Annotated in this window: 20 protein-coding genes; 11 read left to right on the plus strand and 9 right to left on the minus strand. The window is 70.4% G+C overall.

From position 1 onward, the window contains the following. Entirely contained in the window at positions 1-1,182 is a 1,182-nt protein-coding gene (locus tag ACZ7OH_RS41235) for an ABC transporter ATP-binding protein (protein WP_470285862.1), read from the plus strand. Positions 1,183-1,242: 60 nt separating this feature from the next. Here the strand turns inward: ACZ7OH_RS41235 and ACZ7OH_RS41240 are convergent, their stop codons facing one another. Next, entirely contained in the window at positions 1,243-1,812 is a 570-nt protein-coding gene (locus ACZ7OH_RS41240) for a dihydrofolate reductase family protein (protein WP_470285863.1), read from the minus strand. A gap of 85 nt (positions 1,813-1,897) precedes the next feature. Further along, entirely contained in the window at positions 1,898-2,761 is an 864-nt protein-coding gene (locus tag ACZ7OH_RS41245; protein ID WP_470285930.1) for a hypothetical protein, read from the minus strand. Positions 2,762-3,046: 285 nt separating this feature from the next. Here ACZ7OH_RS41245 and ACZ7OH_RS41250 point away from each other — a divergent pair, with 285 nt between their 5' ends. Further along, positions 3,047-3,241, plus strand: a complete 195-nt coding sequence (locus tag ACZ7OH_RS41250; protein ID WP_400900053.1) for a PspC domain-containing protein — start codon at positions 3,047-3,049, stop codon at positions 3,239-3,241. A gap of 40 nt (positions 3,242-3,281) precedes the next feature. After that, on the plus strand, positions 3,282-5,090 hold the full coding sequence (locus ACZ7OH_RS41255; RefSeq protein WP_470285864.1) for a HEAT repeat domain-containing protein: 1,809 nt from the start codon (positions 3,282-3,284) through the stop codon (positions 5,088-5,090). Here ACZ7OH_RS41255 and ACZ7OH_RS41260 read toward each other — a convergent pair. From ACZ7OH_RS41260 to ACZ7OH_RS41270, 3 genes are all read right to left on the minus strand, one after another. Continuing rightward, a complete protein-coding gene (locus ACZ7OH_RS41260) occupies positions 5,083-5,262 on the minus strand; it encodes a DUF397 domain-containing protein (RefSeq protein ID WP_470285865.1) in 180 nt (59 codons plus the stop codon). The two genes, ACZ7OH_RS41255 and ACZ7OH_RS41260, sit on opposite strands and share 8 nt — an antisense overlap. Positions 5,263-5,271: 9 nt before the next feature. Then, the gene (locus ACZ7OH_RS41265; protein WP_470285866.1) at positions 5,272-6,108 is read right to left on the minus strand and encodes a helix-turn-helix domain-containing protein; all 837 of its coding nucleotides are present in this window, start codon (positions 6,106-6,108) and stop codon (positions 5,272-5,274) included. Between the two features lie 82 nt (positions 6,109-6,190). Then, positions 6,191-6,856 carry a TetR/AcrR family transcriptional regulator gene (locus ACZ7OH_RS41270; RefSeq protein ID WP_400900047.1) on the minus strand — a complete coding sequence of 222 codons (666 nt, stop codon included), beginning with the start codon at positions 6,854-6,856 and terminating at the stop codon, positions 6,191-6,193. A gap of 120 nt (positions 6,857-6,976) precedes the next feature. Between ACZ7OH_RS41270 and ACZ7OH_RS41275 the strand changes: the two genes are divergently transcribed. The 4 genes from ACZ7OH_RS41275 to ACZ7OH_RS41290 are packed head-to-tail and all read left to right on the plus strand — an operon-like array spanning position 6,977 to position 10,243. Next, positions 6,977-8,476: an MFS transporter gene (locus ACZ7OH_RS41275; protein ID WP_470285867.1), complete on the plus strand. Its 1,500-nt coding sequence runs from the start codon at positions 6,977-6,979 to the stop codon at positions 8,474-8,476. Between the two features lie 59 nt (positions 8,477-8,535). Next, positions 8,536-9,030 (plus strand): SigE family RNA polymerase sigma factor, encoded by a 495-nt coding sequence (locus ACZ7OH_RS41280; RefSeq protein WP_400900043.1) that lies wholly within the window; start codon positions 8,536-8,538, stop codon positions 9,028-9,030. Then, on the plus strand, positions 9,030-9,770 hold the full coding sequence (locus tag ACZ7OH_RS41285; RefSeq protein WP_470285868.1) for a hypothetical protein: 741 nt from the start codon (positions 9,030-9,032) through the stop codon (positions 9,768-9,770). Before ACZ7OH_RS41280 ends, ACZ7OH_RS41285 begins: the two co-directional genes overlap by 1 nt. A 2-nt stretch (positions 9,771-9,772) precedes the next feature. Continuing rightward, on the plus strand, positions 9,773-10,243 hold the full coding sequence (locus ACZ7OH_RS41290; RefSeq protein WP_470285869.1) for a hypothetical protein: 471 nt from the start codon (positions 9,773-9,775) through the stop codon (positions 10,241-10,243). Here the strand turns inward: ACZ7OH_RS41290 and ACZ7OH_RS41295 are convergent. From ACZ7OH_RS41295 to corA, 3 genes are all read right to left on the minus strand, one after another. Continuing rightward, on the minus strand, positions 10,240-11,079 hold the full coding sequence (locus ACZ7OH_RS41295) for a chromosome partitioning protein ParB (protein WP_470285870.1): 840 nt from the start codon (positions 11,077-11,079) through the stop codon (positions 10,240-10,242). The two genes, ACZ7OH_RS41290 and ACZ7OH_RS41295, sit on opposite strands and share 4 nt — an antisense overlap. Continuing rightward, positions 11,076-11,726 (minus strand): metallophosphoesterase family protein, encoded by a 651-nt coding sequence (locus tag ACZ7OH_RS41300; protein ID WP_470285871.1) that lies wholly within the window; start codon positions 11,724-11,726, stop codon positions 11,076-11,078. Before ACZ7OH_RS41300 ends, ACZ7OH_RS41295 begins: the two co-directional genes overlap by 4 nt. A 183-nt stretch (positions 11,727-11,909) precedes the next feature. Further along, the gene (corA, locus tag ACZ7OH_RS41305) at positions 11,910-12,992 is read right to left on the minus strand and encodes a magnesium/cobalt transporter CorA (protein ID WP_470285872.1); all 1,083 of its coding nucleotides are present in this window, start codon (positions 12,990-12,992) and stop codon (positions 11,910-11,912) included. A gap of 329 nt (positions 12,993-13,321) precedes the next feature. On the opposite strand from corA, the gene ACZ7OH_RS41310 reads away from it, so the two are divergent. Both ACZ7OH_RS41310 and ACZ7OH_RS41315 read left to right on the plus strand, forming a co-directional pair. Next, positions 13,322-13,825 (plus strand): MaoC family dehydratase, encoded by a 504-nt coding sequence (locus ACZ7OH_RS41310; RefSeq protein WP_452067587.1) that lies wholly within the window; start codon positions 13,322-13,324, stop codon positions 13,823-13,825. A 7-nt stretch (positions 13,826-13,832) separates the two neighbouring features. After that, on the plus strand, positions 13,833-14,927 hold the full coding sequence (locus ACZ7OH_RS41315; protein ID WP_470285873.1) for a DUF2332 domain-containing protein: 1,095 nt from the start codon (positions 13,833-13,835) through the stop codon (positions 14,925-14,927). A 289-nt stretch (positions 14,928-15,216) separates the two neighbouring features. On the opposite strand, the gene ACZ7OH_RS41320 is transcribed toward ACZ7OH_RS41315, so the two are convergent. Further along, positions 15,217-15,630 carry an NUDIX domain-containing protein gene (locus ACZ7OH_RS41320; protein WP_470285874.1) on the minus strand — a complete coding sequence of 138 codons (414 nt, stop codon included), beginning with the start codon at positions 15,628-15,630 and terminating at the stop codon, positions 15,217-15,219. 196 nt (positions 15,631-15,826) lie between these two features. On the opposite strand from ACZ7OH_RS41320, the gene ACZ7OH_RS41325 reads away from it, so the two are divergent. Continuing rightward, the gene (locus ACZ7OH_RS41325) at positions 15,827-15,991 is read left to right on the plus strand and encodes a hypothetical protein (RefSeq protein WP_470285934.1); all 165 of its coding nucleotides are present in this window, start codon (positions 15,827-15,829) and stop codon (positions 15,989-15,991) included. 20 nt (positions 15,992-16,011) lie between these two features. Beyond that, on the plus strand, positions 16,012-16,572 hold the full coding sequence (locus tag ACZ7OH_RS41330) for a PH domain-containing protein (RefSeq protein ID WP_285999764.1): 561 nt from the start codon (positions 16,012-16,014) through the stop codon (positions 16,570-16,572). The last annotated feature ends 31 nt before the right edge of the window (positions 16,573-16,603 follow it).

Consider the following 16,603-nt stretch of genomic DNA (forward strand, 5'->3'; position numbering starts at 1 on the left):
ATGGCTGAAATCGTCCTCGACAAGGTGTCGAAGAAGTACCCCGACGGCGCGCTCGCGGTGTCCGAAGTGGACATCACCATCGCCGACGGCGAGTTCATCATCCTGGTCGGCCCGTCCGGCTGCGGGAAGTCGACGACGCTGAACATGGTGGCCGGCCTGGAGGACATCTCCTCCGGCGAGCTGCGCATCGACGGCAAGCGCGTCAACGAGAAGGCCCCGAAGGACCGGGACATCGCGATGGTGTTCCAGTCCTACGCGCTCTACCCGCACATGAGCGTCCGGGAGAACATGGCCTTCCCGCTGCGGCTGGCGAAGGTCGACGACAAGACCGTCCGGGCGAAGGTCGAAGAGGCGGCGCAGATCCTCGACCTGACCCAGCACCTGGACCGCAAGCCGGCCAACCTCTCCGGTGGCCAGCGGCAGCGCGTCGCGATGGGCCGGGCGATCGTCCGCAGCCCCAAGGCGTTCCTGATGGACGAACCACTGTCCAACCTGGACGCCAAGCTGCGCGGCCAGATGCGCACGTCGGTGTCGAAGATCCAGAAGCAGCTCGGCACGACGACGCTGTACGTCACGCACGACCAGACCGAGGCCATGACGCTGGGCGACCGGGTCGTGGTGCTGCGCGGCGGGTACGTGCAGCAGATCGGCGCGCCGCAGTTCCTCTACGACAACCCGGCGAACCTGTTCGTGGCCGGGTTCATCGGCTCGCCGTCGATGAACTTCGTCCCGGCGACGCTGGAGAACAACGAGCTGCACAGTGCCCTGGGCACGACGCCGCTGACGGACCGCGTCCGGCAGCTGGTGGAGAAGGCCGGTGCGCCGCGTGAGCTGATCGTCGGCATCCGGCCGGAGCACTTCGAGGACGCGGCGCTGGTCGAGGCCGGCCAGAAGGCGCAGGGCGCCACGTTCACCGCGCACATCGACGTGCTGGAGTCGATGGGCTCGGAGAAGTTCGCCCACTTCACGCTGGAGGGCGACGTCGCGACGTCCGAGGAGCTGGCGGAGCTGGCCGCGGACAGCGGTTCGTCCGACGTCCCGGGCGCGGAGTCGCAGATCGTGGCCCGGCTGTCGGCGGAGTCGTCCGCGGCGGAGAACGCGGACCTCGAAGTCTGGTACGACGCGGACAAGATCAAGCTGTTCGACCCCGCGAACGGCAAGAACCTCACCTACGAGGACTGACCGCTGGTTCGTGAAGGCCTCCTTTCCGGGTTTTGCCCGGTGAGGAGGCCTTCACGGCGTTCAGGGGTGCCGGGTGGGGCGGTAGACGAGCTCCTGGGTACGGCCGTCGAGCGTGCGGGTGTCGAGGAGCTCGAGGTCGAAGTCCTCGACGCCCGCGAAGATCGGGCCGTCGCCGGTCCTGCCGGTGAGCACCGGGAAGATCGTCACCTGGACGCGGTCGACGAGCCCGGCGGCCAGCAGCGCCCGGTTCAGCGACAGGCTGCCGTGCGAGCGCAACGGCACGGCGGACTCCTCCTTGAGCCGCGCGACGACGTCCACCGCGTCGCCGCTCACGACGGTCGCGTCGGGCCAGTCCAGCGGGCCGCGCAGCGTGCTCGAGATGACCGTGGCCGGCAGGCTCCGCATCCGACGCACCCACGGGTCGAACGCCTCGTCGTCGCCGGCGAGCATTTCCACGTTCGACCGGAAGGTGGTGGCGCCGAAGACCATCCGCGGGTCGTCGCGGTACTGCGCGAGGCGGTGCGCGAGCAGCTCGGGGCCCTGCTTGCCCCAGTAGCCGCCCCAGTCGCCGTGGTCGCTGCCGAAGCCGTCGAGGCTGGCGAAGACGTCGAAGGTGTAGGTCGCGGTCATGGCGGGACTCCGTTTCGGTTCGGGTGCTCTCACCCTGGCTACGAACCGGCCGGGCGCGATCCGACAACCGTCGCGGAAAAAGTTCCTAAGCCGTCGGGAGCAGCGGCAGGATCGCGTTCGCCGCGGTGCGGGCCTGGGCGCACGTGCCGTCGCCCGCGGTGCCCGCCGTCTCCACGACGCTGAGCTCCGCCAGTTCGCGGCGGCCCGGCAGGCCCGGCGCCGGCTGCGTCGTGTCCACCAGGCAGAACGCGCCCGCCAGCCGGACGACGGCCGGCCGCCCGCCGAGCGTCTCGGGCGGTGCCGACGGTTCGTCCGTCCGCACCGTCAGCTTGAGGCTCACCTTGCCGCGGATGCAGCTGTGCCCGGACAGGCCCGTCGCCGGCCGGCTGCCCGCCCCCGCGACCGCGTCGAGGCCGGGTTTGTCGAGCAGCACGCACGGCGCCACCAGGCCCCACGAGCGGTCCGGGAACTTCAGCCGCCCGACCTTGTTCGAGGTGATCGCGGTCAGCGCCGAGCCGACGGCCGCGTCCGCGACGCCGCAGCGCGCGGCCCGGTCGTCGCCGGCGTCGGTGACCGACAGGTCGAGCCGGTTGCCGTCGGCGAAGGTGATCGCGCGGGTGCACGTGCTGTGGTCGTTGAACATCGACTGCTGGACCGCGACGCCGTCCGGGACCGGCCCGGGGTAGGCGTAGGGCCGGATGTTCGGGTCGGAGTCGAAGGCCAGCGGCCCCACGAGGATCGTCCGCCCGCCGGCGTCGGCCCGGCAGGTCTCGAACGTCGGGGCCGCGACGGCGCCGGGCGCCACGGTGGGCACGTCGAGCAGGCTGCAGTAGTCGACGGTCGCGTAGTCCCCGAGCGCGGCGGACGCGGTCAGCGGAGTCGGCCCGGAAGTCTTCTCCGGCGTGGCTTGGGTCTGCGCGCACCCGGCGGTGAGCAGGGCGCAGACCATCGCGACGACCAAAGTTTTCGGACGGGGGTACACGGTGAGCCAGTATCGCCGCATCGGGCGGAAAAACCAGCCCTGACGGGGACATCTCTCAGTATCTTCCCAGCATCGGACGCAGAACGCGCAGGTCACCCGAGTTCGGCCCGGTTTTCGGGGTTTCGCGCGGCCGTCCGAACGTTTTTCGCTTTTACCGTCCCCTAAGGGAGCGATCCTTCGCGCGAGCGATGCGGAAGCGGGTACTCCGGTGGTGAAGTGGAGATATCGGAACTTCGAGGAAAGGGAAAAACGATGAGCGCACCGGTCACCCGACGGCTGTCCCGTCCCCGCTACGGCCGCATGATCGGCGGGGTGTGCGCGGGTCTCGCCCAGCGGTGGGGCATGAAGACGAGCACCGTGCGGCTGCTGGCCGTGCTGTCGTGCCTGCTGCCCGGGCCGCAGTTCGTGGCGTACCTGATCCTGTGGGCGATCATCCCGTCCGAGTAAAGCCGTTGGTGCGCAACGGAAAGATCGCTACGCTGCGCCGATGGCCTGGGATGACCACTGGAGCCTGATGCTCCGCGACCTCTCCGGGGACTCGTTCAGCGAGGCCTACGAGCAGCTGTCGGACACGCTCGTGCCCGCGTCCGGCTGGAACCCGGACGCGGCCGAGGCGCTGCCCGCGCTGCTGTCCTACCTCGAGCACCCGGACTCGCCGGAGCGGGCCGACGTGGCCGAGATCGTCCACGACCTCGCCCACCGGGCCCGTGCGGTGGCGGACGACGGGTGGCGGGCGGCGTGGCCGGCCGCCGTGCCGCGGCTGCTCGCCCTGGTGGAAGACGACGACGTCGCCGTGCGGCGGGCCGCGGTGTTGGTCCTGGGCGAACACCCGGACCCGGCGGTGCTGGCCGCGCTGCTGGACCGCTGGCCCGGGGAGACGTCCGAGGCGGTCCGGCTGGGGCTCGTGATCGCGGTCGGGGAGCTGGGCGGCGAGGACGTGCTGCCGTGGCTGGCCGAGCGCGAAGAGACCGACGCGATCCACGCCGCGGCCCTGACCACGACCGCCCGGATCACCGGCGCGGCGCCGGTCGAGCGGCTCGCCGACCTGCTGTGCGGGGACGTGACGGCCTTCGCGGGCCTGCACGGCTACGAGCGGCCGGCCCCGGTCCGCTGGGCCGCCGGGCGCCTGGCTCCCGGACCGCGTGAGGAACTCCTGGTCGCCCTGGCCGGGCGTCCGAACCGGCATTCGGCGGCGATGCACGTCGTGCTGGGCGAGATCGCGGACCGGCGGTCGGCCGTCGCGGGGCTGCTCCCGCTGGTCGGAGCGATGCTGGACGCGCCGGAGCGCGGCGCGGCGGCCGCGGTGCTCGGGGGCGTGGCGCCGGCGTCGGCGGCGTACGCCGACCAGCTGTTCGCGCTCGCGGACGACCCGCAGGCCCGCGACTACGCGCTGTGGGCGTTGCTGAGGCTGAAGGACGCCCGGTGCGTCGAGCCGCTGCTCGCGCGGTTCCGCACGCGCGAGCACGTGCTGATGACGGGCGGCGTCAGCGGCCGCGGAGGGTCTTGGAGCTTGTTCAGGGCGCCGGGGGCGCACCAGATGCTGATGGACGCCCCGGAGTTCGCGCCCGCGTTCCTGCCGTGGGTGGGCGAGGTGCTGGACCCCGGCGCCCATCGGCACACGGTGTGGCCGTTGACCAGGTTGTTGCGGGAGTGGGGCCCGGCGGGCGCGCAGGCCGCCCCGCACCTGAAGCGGCTGCTCCGCGCCGACGACCCGCACACGGTGGAGTGGTGCGCGGACGCGCTCGCGGACGTCGGCGGCGTATCGGCGGTCCGGGAGCTGAAGAAGATCGCGAAGGGCCGCAGAAGGCCGTGGCGCCCGCGCGCGGCGGCGGCGACGGCCTGCGCCCGCCTCGGCGGCGACCCGGGGTTGGCGGTGGAGCTGCTGGAGAGCGCGCTCGAGGCGGGCGAAAGGTCGGCGGTCGCGTGGGCGGCGGCCCTGGGGGAGAAGGGGGCGCCCCTGGCGGACGTGCTGCGCGCGTGCCACGCGGACGACCGGCGGACGGAGGTGGCCATCGCGGCGGCGCTGGGCCGCGTCACGGGTGTGGTGGAGGAAGCGCTGCCGGTGCTACTGCGGGCGCTGGAGGGTGTGGAGCCGGACCTGATCGAGTCGCACACGATCGACGCGGCGCGCTCGCTGGCCAAGCTGGGACCGTTGCCGGCATCGGCTGCCCCGGTGCTACGGGACTTGCTGGCGACCGACGGGCGGTTTTCCCGCTCGGACGGCTGCGACCTGTTCCGCGAGGACGACGCGTTCCGCCGGGACGTCGCCCGGGCGTTGGAGAACTGCGCTAGCTGATGGAGTGGAGGAAGCCGCGCCAGGAAGAGGGGTTGACGGTGAGGTGCGGGCCGGAGGGGTCTTTGGAGTCCCGCACCGCCACGGCAGGTGAGTGGAAAGCGACCTCGACGCAAGCGGTGTTTTCGCCCTGGCTGTAGCTGCTCTTGAACCAGTTCGCCTCGCTCAGGCCCACAGCCTCACCTCAACCGCTCATTTCGTTGGCCAGCGCGAAAACCAGATCCCTCGACTCGCTTTCGCCGAGGGCCATCCTACCCAGCTTGCGGAATTGGCGGATGAGTTCGGCGACCTGGGTCTGCTTGACCAGCTGCAGGTGGCCGCCCGCGTGGTCCACGTAGCCGAGATCACTGATGGTGTCGTCCGGGAACCTCAGCACCGAAAACGCACCTCTTAGCCCCGGGTGCACCCCGATCGCGGCCGAAAGCACCTGCACCTGCACATTGTCGAGCTCGGAGAGCTCGACAATGTGCAGCATCTGCGCCACGAGGGCGCTGGGTTTCGCGATGCGGCGGCGGAGGGCCACCTCATCGATGATCGTGTGGAGCCGGAGCGGCTCTTCGCTGTGAAGCCGCTTCGCGCGGTGCATGCGCACGTTGAGGTTCCGGTTGCGCTCGCGAGTGCCGCTCTCGGCGAAGAAGGCGGCGGCGTAGTCCTCGGTCTGCAACAGGCCCGGCACCGTCGCGACCTCGAAGTTGCGGACCGAAACCGCCTCCGCCTCGAGCGCCGGGTAGCTGTTGACCGACACCCCCTCGATCCGGTTCTGGTTGGGCCGTTTCGCCTCCCTCGCGATATCGACCACCCGCACGAGATCGTCCTCAGGCAGCCGGTACAGCTCCGCCATCGCCCGGGCGTGCAGCGGGTGGATCGCGCCCTGCCCCTTCTCCATCCGCGAGAGCGTGCTCTTGGAGATGTCCAAGTCGCCGCCGGCCTGTTCCAGCGTCAGTCCGGCCTTCTCCCGCCAGGCCTTCAGCTCGCGTCCGAGCTGCAACCGCCTGATCGCCGGAACGCTGTAGTACGCCACCGCACCTCCCCGTCGCCATGATCGCGCGGGGTGCAGTGTCCGGGCGGGAGGGCGGCGCCGGGATCCCGCGCCGATCACCCCATCAGGGGCGCCAGCAGGACATCGCGCGGTCGATCTCCTGCTCGTCGAGCGGCGGGCGGGTCAGCTGCGAGGGCTTGCCGGGCTCGGCGCGGAGCCCGTCGAGCAGCATGCCGAGGCTGCGGCGCCACAGGTCCGGGTCGACCGCGCACGTGAACTCGACCACCGAGCCGACCATCATGTGCACGAGCGCCATGTCCGACGGAGCGAAGTCCGCCCGGAGCCCACCGGCGTCCTGCGCCCGCTCGACGAGCTGTGTGATCAACGGCACCATGCGGGCTTTTTCTTCGGCGACGTGCTCGTGACCGAACTTGTTGGACAGCATGATCTCGCGCAGTCCGCGGTCGGCGGAGTGCATCTCGGCCGCTTTCCAGGTGAAGTCGACGAACGCCTGCCACGGGTCGTCCGCCTTCAGTGCTTCCGACGCGAGATCGCCGATCTCTTCCATCCGCTCGGCGAACATGGCCTCGACCAGGTGTTCCTTGCTGGGGAACCGGCGGTAGACCGTGCCGACGCCGAGTCCGGCGTGGTGGGCGATGTCGTCCAGCGTGGCCTCGAGCCCACGTTGGCCGAACACTTCGCGGGCCGACGCGAGGATGCGACGGCGGTTGAGTTCAGCGTCACGCCGCAGCGGCCGCGCCGGTGCGGCGGGACCAGCGTCCCGTGCCATGCCGTCCAGTCTAGCCCCTGAAGTAGAGGCGCCATCTCCGGTTCTTGTGTACCTTGGGTCGCGTAAGGGGAGATACCTACTCCACATAGCTTCCTGATCACTCCCAGTGAGGGGACACCCATGTCCGAATCCACTCTCGCCGTCGCGCCGCCGGGGGACGCGCGCGCCGCCGAGAACCCCCACCACAGCCGCAGATGGCTGATCCTGGTGATGATCGGCATCGCCCAGCTGATGGTCGTGCTGGACGCGACCGTCGTGAACATCGCGCTCCCGTCCGCGCAGGTCGACCTCGGCTTCTCGAACGACGCGCGCCAGTGGGTCGTCACGGCGTACGCGCTCGCGTTCGGCAGCCTGCTGCTGCTCGGCGGCCGGCTGGCCGACCTCTTCGGCCGCAAGAACACGCTGCTCGTCGGCCTGGCCGGCTTCGCCGCGGTGTCCGCTCTCGGCGGCTTCGCGACCAACATCGAGATGCTGCTGATCGCCCGTGCGGCCCAGGGCGTCTTCGGCGCGTTGCTCGCGCCCGCCACGCTTTCGCTGCTCACCACGACGTTCACCGACCCGAAGGAACGCGGTCGCGCGTTCGGTGTGTTCGGCGCCATCGGTGGTGGCGGCGCGGCGGTCGGGCTGCTGCTCGGCGGCGTGCTCACCGAGTACCTCGACTGGCGCTGGTGCATGTTCGTGAACATCATCTTCGCGGTCGTCGCGTTCGTCGGCAGCTCGGTCCTGCTGCGCAACCAGCGGGACGCCGGCCCGCGCCCGAAGCTCGACCTGCCGGGCACGATCACCGCGTCCGCCGGTCTGTTCGCGCTGGTCTACGGCTTCGCGAACGCGGAGTCGGACTCGTGGTCGTCGGTGTCGGTGTGGGGCTTCCTGGCCGGCGGTGTGGTGCTGCTGGGCGTCTTCGTGTGGCTGCAGCAGCGCGTCTCGCACCCGCTGCTCCCGCTGCGCGTCCTGCTCGACCGCAACCGCGGCGGCTCCTACCTGGCGATGTTCCTGCTGGCCATCGGCATGTTCGCGATCTTCCTGTTCCTGACGTTCTACGTGCAGCAGAACCTGCGGTTCACGCCGATCCAGAGCGGTCTCGGGTTCCTCCCGATGGTGGCGACGCTGATGCTGGCCGCGACGACGGCGACGGCCGTGCTGCTGCCGCGTTTCGGCCCGCGTCCGCTGGTCCCGACCGGCATGGCGATCGCGGCGGTGGGCCTGTTCTGGCTGAGCGGCATCGGCCTCGACAGCACGTACGCGTCCGGCGTGCTCGGCCCGCTGCTGGTGATGGGCTTCGGCATCGGGCTGGCGATGGCGCCGGCGATGAGCGTCGCGACGTTCGGCGTCGAGGCGCACGACGCGGGGGTCGCGTCGGCCGCGGTCAACACGATGCAGCAGGTCGGCGGCTCGATCGGCACGGCGCTGCTGTCGACGCTGGCCGGCAACGCGGCGACGTCGTACCTCGCGGGCAAGGTCCCGACCCCGCAGCTGGCGGCCGAGGCGGCGATCGAGAGCTACACGACGGCGTTCACCTGGGCGGCCGTGATCTTCGCGGCCGGCGCGCTGCTCAGCGGCCTGCTGCTGCGCCCGGGCGTCCCGAAGGGCGAAGCCGCTCCCGGCGCCGTGCACATCTAGTTGAACCTTCCCGGCCCTCCGCGCACTAGTAAGACTGGGATCGTGCGAAGGAGGGCCGGGTGGGGGCGTCGAGAGACCTCGATTTCAGCGAGTACTTCGCGGCGCGGGTGCAGCGGTTCCGCCGGGTGGCGTTCGCGTTCTGCGGCGACTGGCACGAGGCCGAGGACCTGGTCCAGGCCATGTTCGTGCAGCTGTACCGGCGCTGGCGCCGCGTCCGCCCGGACACGGCGGACGCGTACGCGCGCCGCATCCTGCTGAACCTCTTCCTCGCCGGGCGGCGCAAGTCCGGCCGCGAGTACGTGACGGCTGTCGTCCCGGAGACGGAGTCGCCGCCGGGCCGGGACACGCCGCTGCGCCTCGACGTGGAGCGCGCGCTGTCCGGGTTGACGCCCCGCCGGCGCGCGATGGTCGTGCTCCGGTTCCTCGAGGACCTCCCGGTGACGGAGGTCGCGTCACTGCTCGGCATCGCCGAAGGCACGGTCAAGTCCCAGACGGCCCGCGGGGTGGAAGCCCTGCGCGCGGCGTTGCCCTTCCCGACGAGCGAGGAGCGGTGATGGAAGACGTCCGGACCGCGCTGACGGCGTACGTGACCGAGGGCGAGCCGCCCCTGGGTCTCACCGGCGAAGCTGTCCTGTCGGCGGCCCGCGTGTCCCGCCGCCGGCACCTGCTGACGGGGGCGGCGGCGCTGGCCGTGGTGGTGCTGGCGTTGGGGCTGGCGGTGCTGGTGCTGCCGGGCCGCAGCCCGGTGGCGTCGCGGCCGTGCCCGTCCGCGACCGACACGCGGTCGGCGCTGGTCGACCGGCTGAGCTGCCTGGTCGGGAATGCGGTGCGGTCGCTGTTGCCTTCGGACGTGCGGATCTCGCGGTTGACGATCCCGGGGGAGACCCCGCCGGCGGATCCGTTCCACCTGGTCGCCGACCCGATCGGAGCCGCCCCGGGGGAGGCGATCTTCCACATGGGGGTGCGGGTGACGGACGCGTCGGGGTCCGGGTCGGTGTACGTGTTGATCCTGCCCGGCCGTTCGGGCGGCCCGGCGTGCGGCGAGCCGGGGGAGATCACGTGCCGCACGGAACCGACACCCCAGGGAGTCATGTGGCTGTCGACGCTGCGCACCGGTGACGCGGTGAAGTACCGGGTGGCGCTCGCCGGGCCGGACTCGCTGGTGGAGTTCTGGTCCACCGACAGCGGGGTTTTGGAGCAGCCGGGGGTGCGGTTGCCGAAGCAGCGTCCGGAGCCGACGTTGAGTTTGGACCAGGTGCGCGAATTGGCGTTGACTCCGGGGCTGGATTTTTGAACGTGCTCGAACGCTGGGGGACGGTGCCGGACGGGGAGGTCGTCGCGTCCACTGTGGACGCTTTCGGCCGGGTCATCGCGCTGTCCGCCGACGGTGACCTGCGGGTGGACGGGACGTCGTGCGGCCGGGTGGCCGAGCCGGGCCGGTTCCCCCGGATCGACGCGTCCGGCGACGGGATCGAGGAACTGGTCACCGGGCCCACCGGCGAGATCTGGGTCAGCTACTTCGACGAGGCCTCGATCGGAGACCGCCACCACCCCGGCCTGATCCGCTGGACCGCCGCGGGCGTGCCGGCATGGTGGGCGATCGACGACCCGGTCCGCTTGTCCTGCGAGTTGACCGCTGACGTGGTCGTGCCGGAGCCGCCGGTCCCGCTCGACGTCCCGGACGGCGGCACCCTGCAGCGCTGGGTGTGCCGCGGCGACCGGATGTGGCTCCAGTTCGGCGACACCTGGTACGTCCTCGGGCTCTAACGCTCCCGGGACCGCAGCGTCTCGATGACCTCGTCGTCCCACCGATGGGTCCGGATCAACCGGTACCGCTCCGCCGCCACCCACATATAAGCCTCGGCGTCCGTCCGGTCCCCGATCAGCTCCGCCTGCCGCAGCATTCCCACCACCGGCACGAACTCCTCGTCGAACCACCGCTGCGCCACGGTCGCGCGGTCGCAGAACTTGCCCTCGTCCTGCATCAGCCGGAAGCCCCACGCCTCCACGTGCTCGCCCAGCTTCGCGTAGTCCCACGGGTCCGACACGATCACCGACGCCCGCGCGTGCCCCGTCAACGGCACTCGCTCCAGGAACAACCGCCGGTAGTCCTTGACGATCAGGTCGCCTCGGTGGCGGATGCCGCTCGGGTCGAGCTTGGTCCGGACCACCGTCACGAATGCCTCTATTGTGGACAGTCCCTGCGCGATCGCGACCGAAACCCGGTGGTGGCCGTCGATGATGAAGTGCAGCTCGCCGACCCGGTACACCTCGATCGGCGGGATCTCCTCGCCGCGGCGGGCCGCCAGCGCCAGGCGCTCCCAGCGCTCGCGGACCCGGGCCGACGTCGGGCGGAAGTGGCGGTCGAAGTCGCGGCTGCGGTCGACCGTGCCGACGATCGAGTCCAGCTTGATCACCCGCAACCCGATGCGGTGCTCGCCCGCGTACCCGAGCGCCTCCACCACCTCGTGGAACGGCAGCATGATGTTGACGTCGTCGGGCTCGCGCCGCAGCCACGTCGACAGCCGCGAGAGCACTTGGCTCCGGCGCGCGCGGAGGAAGTCGTTCTCCGCGTCCGCGCGGGGAAACCCCGTCTCTTTCATGAGAACTCCATGATCCGGTGGCCCACCACGTTGCGGATCCGGGTTTCGCCGACGACCCGGTCCGGCACCGGCTCGCCGTGGGGGTGGATGTGCCCGTGCAGCAGCCACTTCGGCCGCAGCACGTCGATCGTCCGGTGCAGGCACGCGAACCCGCGGTGCGGCGGGTCCGCCCGGTCGCCGAGGTCCAGCGGCGGCGAGTGCGTCAGCAGGATGTCGACGTCACGGCCGTCGCGACGACGCCGCCACTTGGCGCGCCGCACCAGGCGGCGGGCCCGGCGCGCCTGCTGGCGCTGCGTCCACTGGTTCGGGCCGTCGTTGTAGCGGATCGAGCCGCCGAGGCCGGCGAACCGCAGGCCGGCGACGTCGACGACGCGGCCGTCGGCGTTGATGCCGCCCGCCGGACCCGGCCAGGCCGTCGGGAAACCGTCCTTCATGGACAGCCCGCCGTAGCGCGTGTAGCCGCTCAGGTCCGGGTCGTGGTTGCCGGGCACGAACACGCACGGCACGTCGAGCGCGCCGGCCAGGAACGCGAGGTAGTCGTACGGGAGGTCGCCCGCGCCGATGACGAGGTCGACGGAGACGGTGCGGACCGCGTCGGTCCACAACCGCTCGTCGACCTCGTCGGAGACCACCAGCGCTTTGGGCACGCACCCAGGGTACGACGCCGCGGCTTACTTCATGCCGTGCGCGAACCCCGGGTCGGCCACGATGACGGACGTGACGACGATGATCCACAGCACGCTGAGCGCGAGCGCCCAGAACTTCAGGTTGGACAGCATCCTGGACATGACGACTTCTCTCCGAAGCATCCGGTGGGGAAGGGAAGGGGACTAGAGCCAGCCGTTCTTCCGGAATATTCGGTACAGCAACAGGCAGATCGCCAGGATCACCGTGATCACCAGCGGATACCCGAACTTCCAGTGCAGCTCGGGAATGTAGTCGAAGTTCATCCCGTAGATGCCCGCGATCATCGTCGGAATGGTGATGATCGCCGCCCACGCAGTGATCTTGCGCATGTCGGTGTTCTGCTGCAAGGAGATCTTCGCGACCGTCGCGTCGACCAGGGTGGACAGCAGCTCGTCGAACGCCGCCACCCGCTCGGACACGGTCGTGAGGTGGTCGGCGACGTCGCGGAAGTAGGAGCGGACCTCGTCCGGCACCAGCCGCGTGTAGCCCTCGGCCAGCCGCTGGATCGGCGTGGCCAGGGGCATCACCGCCCGGCGCAGCTCGAGGACCTCCCGCTTCATCAGGTAGATCTGCTCGGCGCTGACCAGCGACCGGGGCGCGAAGACCTGCGCCTCCATGACGTCGATGTCGTTCTCGATCCGGCCCGTGACGTCGAGGTAGTGGTCGACGACGTGGTCGGCGATCGCGTGCACCACCGCGGACGGGCCGAGCTGCAGCCGCTCCGGGTCCTCGTCGAGCTCGCGGCGCAGGCGCGCCAGGCCCGAGTGGTTCCCGTGCCGGACGGTGATCACGAAGTCCCGGCCGAGGAACACCATGAGCTCGCCGGTCTCGACGATCTCGTTCGCCGTGGTGGGTGATTCGTGTTCGACGTACCGGACGGTCTTCACCACGAGGAACAGCGTGTCGTCGTAGCGCTCCAGCTTCGGCCGCTGGTGCGCTTCGAGCGCGTCCTCGACGGCCAGCTCGTGCAGCCCGAACGTCTCCGCGATGCCCTGGATCTGCTCGGAGTCCGGTTCGTGCAGCCCGATCCAGACGAACCCCTCGTGGCGCTTGCGGACCTCTTTGATCGCCTCGATGTGCGTCCAGCGGCCGGGCAGGCGCTCGCCCGCGACGTACACCGCGCAGTCCACGACGTACGCGGACAGCGGCACCGGGACCGGGCGGACGGGAACGGCGCCCTTGTTGCCGCGGCCGCGCAGGCCGCCGAGCGAGGGAATGGCGGGCATGGGATCTCCTGGGCGTCGTGCGTTGGTCGTGCGAGACGACTGACCAGGGGCGGAACGCGTCCGCCCGGCGACACCAGCGTTCCCGGGAAGAGAAGAAAGGCCTACCTGGAGACGACCCGTGAGGTGGGAACGCTGGGACTACTAGGGAGCGGACTATCGCCACTACTCATCGGGGTTCCTCACCTCCTTCGGGCCGGGTGCACCGCAGTTGAGAGTGCAGAGTGGTGGGGCTCGCGTTGACGCGCGAGAACCAATGGTTGAGGGTACTCCTCACTACGGATGCGTGTCGTACCAGCCTCACGCGGTGTTACGCGGACAGGAGAGAACGAGTGCAGTTCGGTCGGTACTACGAGGAGTTCGAGGTCGGTGCGGTCTACAAGCACTGGCCGGGCAAAACGGTCACCGAATACGACGACCACCTGTTCTGCCTGCTCACCATGAACCACCACCCGCTGCACCTCGACGCGCACTACGCGGAGGAGACCACCGACTTCGGCAAGAACGTCGTGGTCGGGAACTACATCTACTCGCTGCTGCTCGGGATGTCCGTGCCCGACGTCTCCGGCAAGGCCATCGCGAACCTCGAGGTCGAGTCCCTCAAGCACGTCAAGCCGACGTTCCACGGCGACACGATCTACGGCGAGACCGAGGTGCTGGACAAGACGCCGTCGAAGTCCAAGGACGACCGCGGTGTCGTGTACGTCGAGACGCGCGGTTACAAGCAGGACGGCCTGATCGTGTGCACCTTCCGCCGGAAGGTGATGGTGCCCAAGCGCTCGTACGGCGAGACCCGGGGCGGGGAGCAGCCGGGCCGGCCGGTTCCGCACGAATGAGGCTCTGATGGACTTGGACGGGATCAAAGGCGTACTGCGCACGTTCGCGGAAGTCGAAGCGAGCGGGGTGTCGCCGCTGTACGAGCACCTGGCGCTGCAGGCGGCGTCCGACGACGACGTGGCGGGCCTGCTGACGTCGGCACGGGACGGCGAGGTGCGGGCGACGCTGCTGATGGCGACCGCACACCGGCTGGTCCAGGCCGACCCGATCCACCCGCTGTCGCGGTACTACCCGTCCCTGGGCGGGTTCGACGGCGTCGACTCGGAGACCTGGCCGCTGTTCCGGTCGTTCCTGCTGGAGCGGGCCGAGAAGGCGCGCGCGCTGATTTCGTCGCGGTACACGCAGACGAACGAGGTCCGCCGGGCGGCGCTGCTGTACCCGGGCGTGGCGCGCGCGGCTCGCGAAGCGGGCGGGAAGGTGTCCTTGCTGGAGGTCGGCTGCAGCGCGGGGCTCCTGCTGGGGCTGGACCGCTTCGGCTACCGCTACCAGTGCGACGGCGGCGAGCAGCTGACGGCGGGCCCGGCGAAGGCCGCGGTCGGGCTGCACTGCGCGCTGGACCTCGCGCCAGGGGCGGTGGCGCCGAAGCTGCCGAAGAAGCTGGCGATCCTCGACCGGGCGGGCCTGGACCGCGCGCCGGTGGACCTGACGGACGAGGACGAGCTGGCGTGGCTGGAGGCGTGCGTCTGGGCCGACCAGCCGGACCGCATCCGGCTCCTGCGCACGGCGGCGGCCGAGCAGGCGAAGCACCGGCCTCGGCTCATCGAGGGCGATGGGGTGGACGACCTCGCTTCGGCGGCGGCCACGCTGGAGGGGCCGCTGGTCGTGGTGACGAGCCACGCGCTGGCGTACTTCCCGGCCCCGCGGCGCGCGTCGTTCATCGAGGGGCTGGCTTCACTGGCGGCTTCGCGGCCGGTGTGGTGGGTGTCGGAGGAGTTCTACGGCGCCGGGCTCGAGACGGTGCTGCCGGGCCGTTCGGACCTCTCCGGGGCCGACGGGCTCGCGACGTTGGGTGTCGTGCGGTGGGAAGACGGCAAGGCGGAGGCGCACGCCCTGGCCCGGACGGCCCCGCACGGGCAGCGGATGACCTGGTTGCCGCTGTAGTCAGGCCGGCTCGCGGCCGTTGGGTTCGGCCGGCGATCCTCGGCGAAGACGGGGTGGCAGCGGGCGCGGGGCCGCTGGGTTCGGCTGCCGGCCGGCGCCCCCATCGGTGGCGCGGTACGGCTCGGCTTGCTTGTCCACACCCCGGTCGTGATGTGGACTACAGGCCCCGGCTGGGTCCGCGCGCGGCTTTTCGTCGGCCCGCGTCGATACGCTGGAAGCGGGGCGGCCCCCAGGGGGCGGGGGTCTGGTCGTCGGGGCGGCGGCGGTGCACTTGGCCCTTCACGGCCGTTCAGGCGCGGGGGAGCGCTTTCCAGTCGCGGAGCGTCACGTACAGGAGATCCACCAGCTCCCCGGCGGCCTCGAGCGCCTTCAGGTCTGCCGCATCGGACCAACGTGCGTCCGATGCGTCGTCACCCGCCGTGAGCGCGCCGCCGGTCACTTCGCACCCGTAGTCGAAGATCTCGTAGGGGCCCCTGGTCACCGACCCCACCAGTGTGCCGGGAATCACGTCGAGCCCGGTCTCTTCGCGCACCTCCCGAATCACCGCCTCTTTGTCTGTTTCGCCCGGTTCGACTCGGCCACCCGGCAGCGACCACTGCCCCGAACCGGGGTCGTTCCGGCGGCGGATGAGCAGCAAACGGCCGCGTGCGTCGTACGCGAGGCCGCCTACGCAGCGGATTGTGGTGCCGGTGGGGCCGTCCATGTCCCGAAGGGTAGACGTGACCGAACTGAAAACCGATGTCCTGTACACGGAGAGTAGCCGTACGGTACACTTCGGACGGCGTGCTGACCCAAGCGCGGGACTTACCTCCCATACGCCTGTTCAGTGCGGTACAACGTAAAAAGTCAGGATTTCTGCTGTTGTCCGGTGTCACCGTAAGAGACGGGATTTGATCGCGGTGAACGTGAAGAAGATTGCGGGCCTCGCCGGTATCGCGTTGGTGCTGTTCTTCGTCATTGCCCAGCCGGGTCAGGCCGCGGGCCTTGTCGGCCACATTGTCGACTTCCTGCGCAGCTCGGCCGAATCGGTGATCACCTTCGTCAGCAGCGTGTTCAAGGGCTGATCGGGGGCTACCCTCGAACCATGTTCGCGCCACGCGACCCCGACGAGTACCTCCTCGACACCGAGCGGCGGGTCATCCGAATCCGCCGCCACTGGGCGGTGCTGCTGTGGGACACCTTCGAGGCGGCCGCGCTGCTGGCCGTCTGCGTCCTGGTGTCCTACCTGCTGCCACCGGCGCTGTACATCGGCCAGAACATCCTCTGGTACGTCGCGCTGCTCGTCGTGCTGCGGTTCGCCTACGTGGTGATGGAGTGGTGGGTCGAGCGGCTGGTGGTCACGGACAAGCGGTTCGTGATGACCACCGGGGTGTTCACGACCAAGGTGCTGATGATGCCGATCAGCAAGGTCACCGACCTCAGCTACGTGCGCACCGCCACCGGCCGCATGATGGGCTACGGCACGATGGTCGTCGAGTCGGCCGGTCAGATCCAGGCGTTGAACCGGATCGACTACCTGCCGCGGCCCGAAGAGTTCTACGACACGATCTCGGAGCTGGTCTTCGGCGACAAGCAGAAGCAGGCCGAACGCTTCTCCATGATCAAGGCCCAGCGGGCGGCCCGCGGAAAGAAGCCGGTCGGCTGACAGTCCCGCCGAGCGTGTGACGTAGCGCATC

The sequence above is a fragment of the Amycolatopsis sp. NPDC114478 genome (genome assembly GCF_055633805.1).

Bases quoted from the DNA above. Each gene is read 5' to 3' on its own strand.
- ACZ7OH_RS41315 (WP_470285873.1), top strand. From the start codon at position 13,833: ATGGACTTGGACGGGATCAAAGGCGTACTGCGCACGTTCGCGGAAGTC.
- ACZ7OH_RS41245 (WP_470285930.1), bottom strand. From the start codon at position 2,761: ATGGTCTGCGCCCTGCTCACCGCCGGGTGCGCGCAGACCCAAGCCACG.
- ACZ7OH_RS41255 (WP_470285864.1), top strand. From the start codon at position 3,282: ATGGCCTGGGATGACCACTGGAGCCTGATGCTCCGCGACCTCTCCGGG.
- ACZ7OH_RS41285 (WP_470285868.1), top strand. From the start codon at position 9,030: ATGGAAGACGTCCGGACCGCGCTGACGGCGTACGTGACCGAGGGCGAG.
- corA (WP_470285872.1), bottom strand. From the start codon at position 12,992: ATGCCCGCCATTCCCTCGCTCGGCGGCCTGCGCGGCCGCGGCAACAAG.
- ACZ7OH_RS41330 (WP_285999764.1), top strand. From the start codon at position 16,012: ATGTTCGCGCCACGCGACCCCGACGAGTACCTCCTCGACACCGAGCGG.
- ACZ7OH_RS41320 (WP_470285874.1), bottom strand. From the start codon at position 15,630: ATGGACGGCCCCACCGGCACCACAATCCGCTGCGTAGGCGGCCTCGCG.
- ACZ7OH_RS41235 (WP_470285862.1), top strand. From the start codon at position 1: ATGGCTGAAATCGTCCTCGACAAGGTGTCGAAGAAGTACCCCGACGGC.
- ACZ7OH_RS41270 (WP_400900047.1), bottom strand. From the start codon at position 6,856: ATGGCACGGGACGCTGGTCCCGCCGCACCGGCGCGGCCGCTGCGGCGT.
- ACZ7OH_RS41250 (WP_400900053.1), top strand. From the start codon at position 3,047: ATGAGCGCACCGGTCACCCGACGGCTGTCCCGTCCCCGCTACGGCCGC.
- ACZ7OH_RS41295 (WP_470285870.1), bottom strand. From the start codon at position 11,079: ATGAAAGAGACGGGGTTTCCCCGCGCGGACGCGGAGAACGACTTCCTC.
- ACZ7OH_RS41240 (WP_470285863.1), bottom strand. From the start codon at position 1,812: ATGACCGCGACCTACACCTTCGACGTCTTCGCCAGCCTCGACGGCTTC.
- ACZ7OH_RS41275 (WP_470285867.1), top strand. From the start codon at position 6,977: ATGTCCGAATCCACTCTCGCCGTCGCGCCGCCGGGGGACGCGCGCGCC.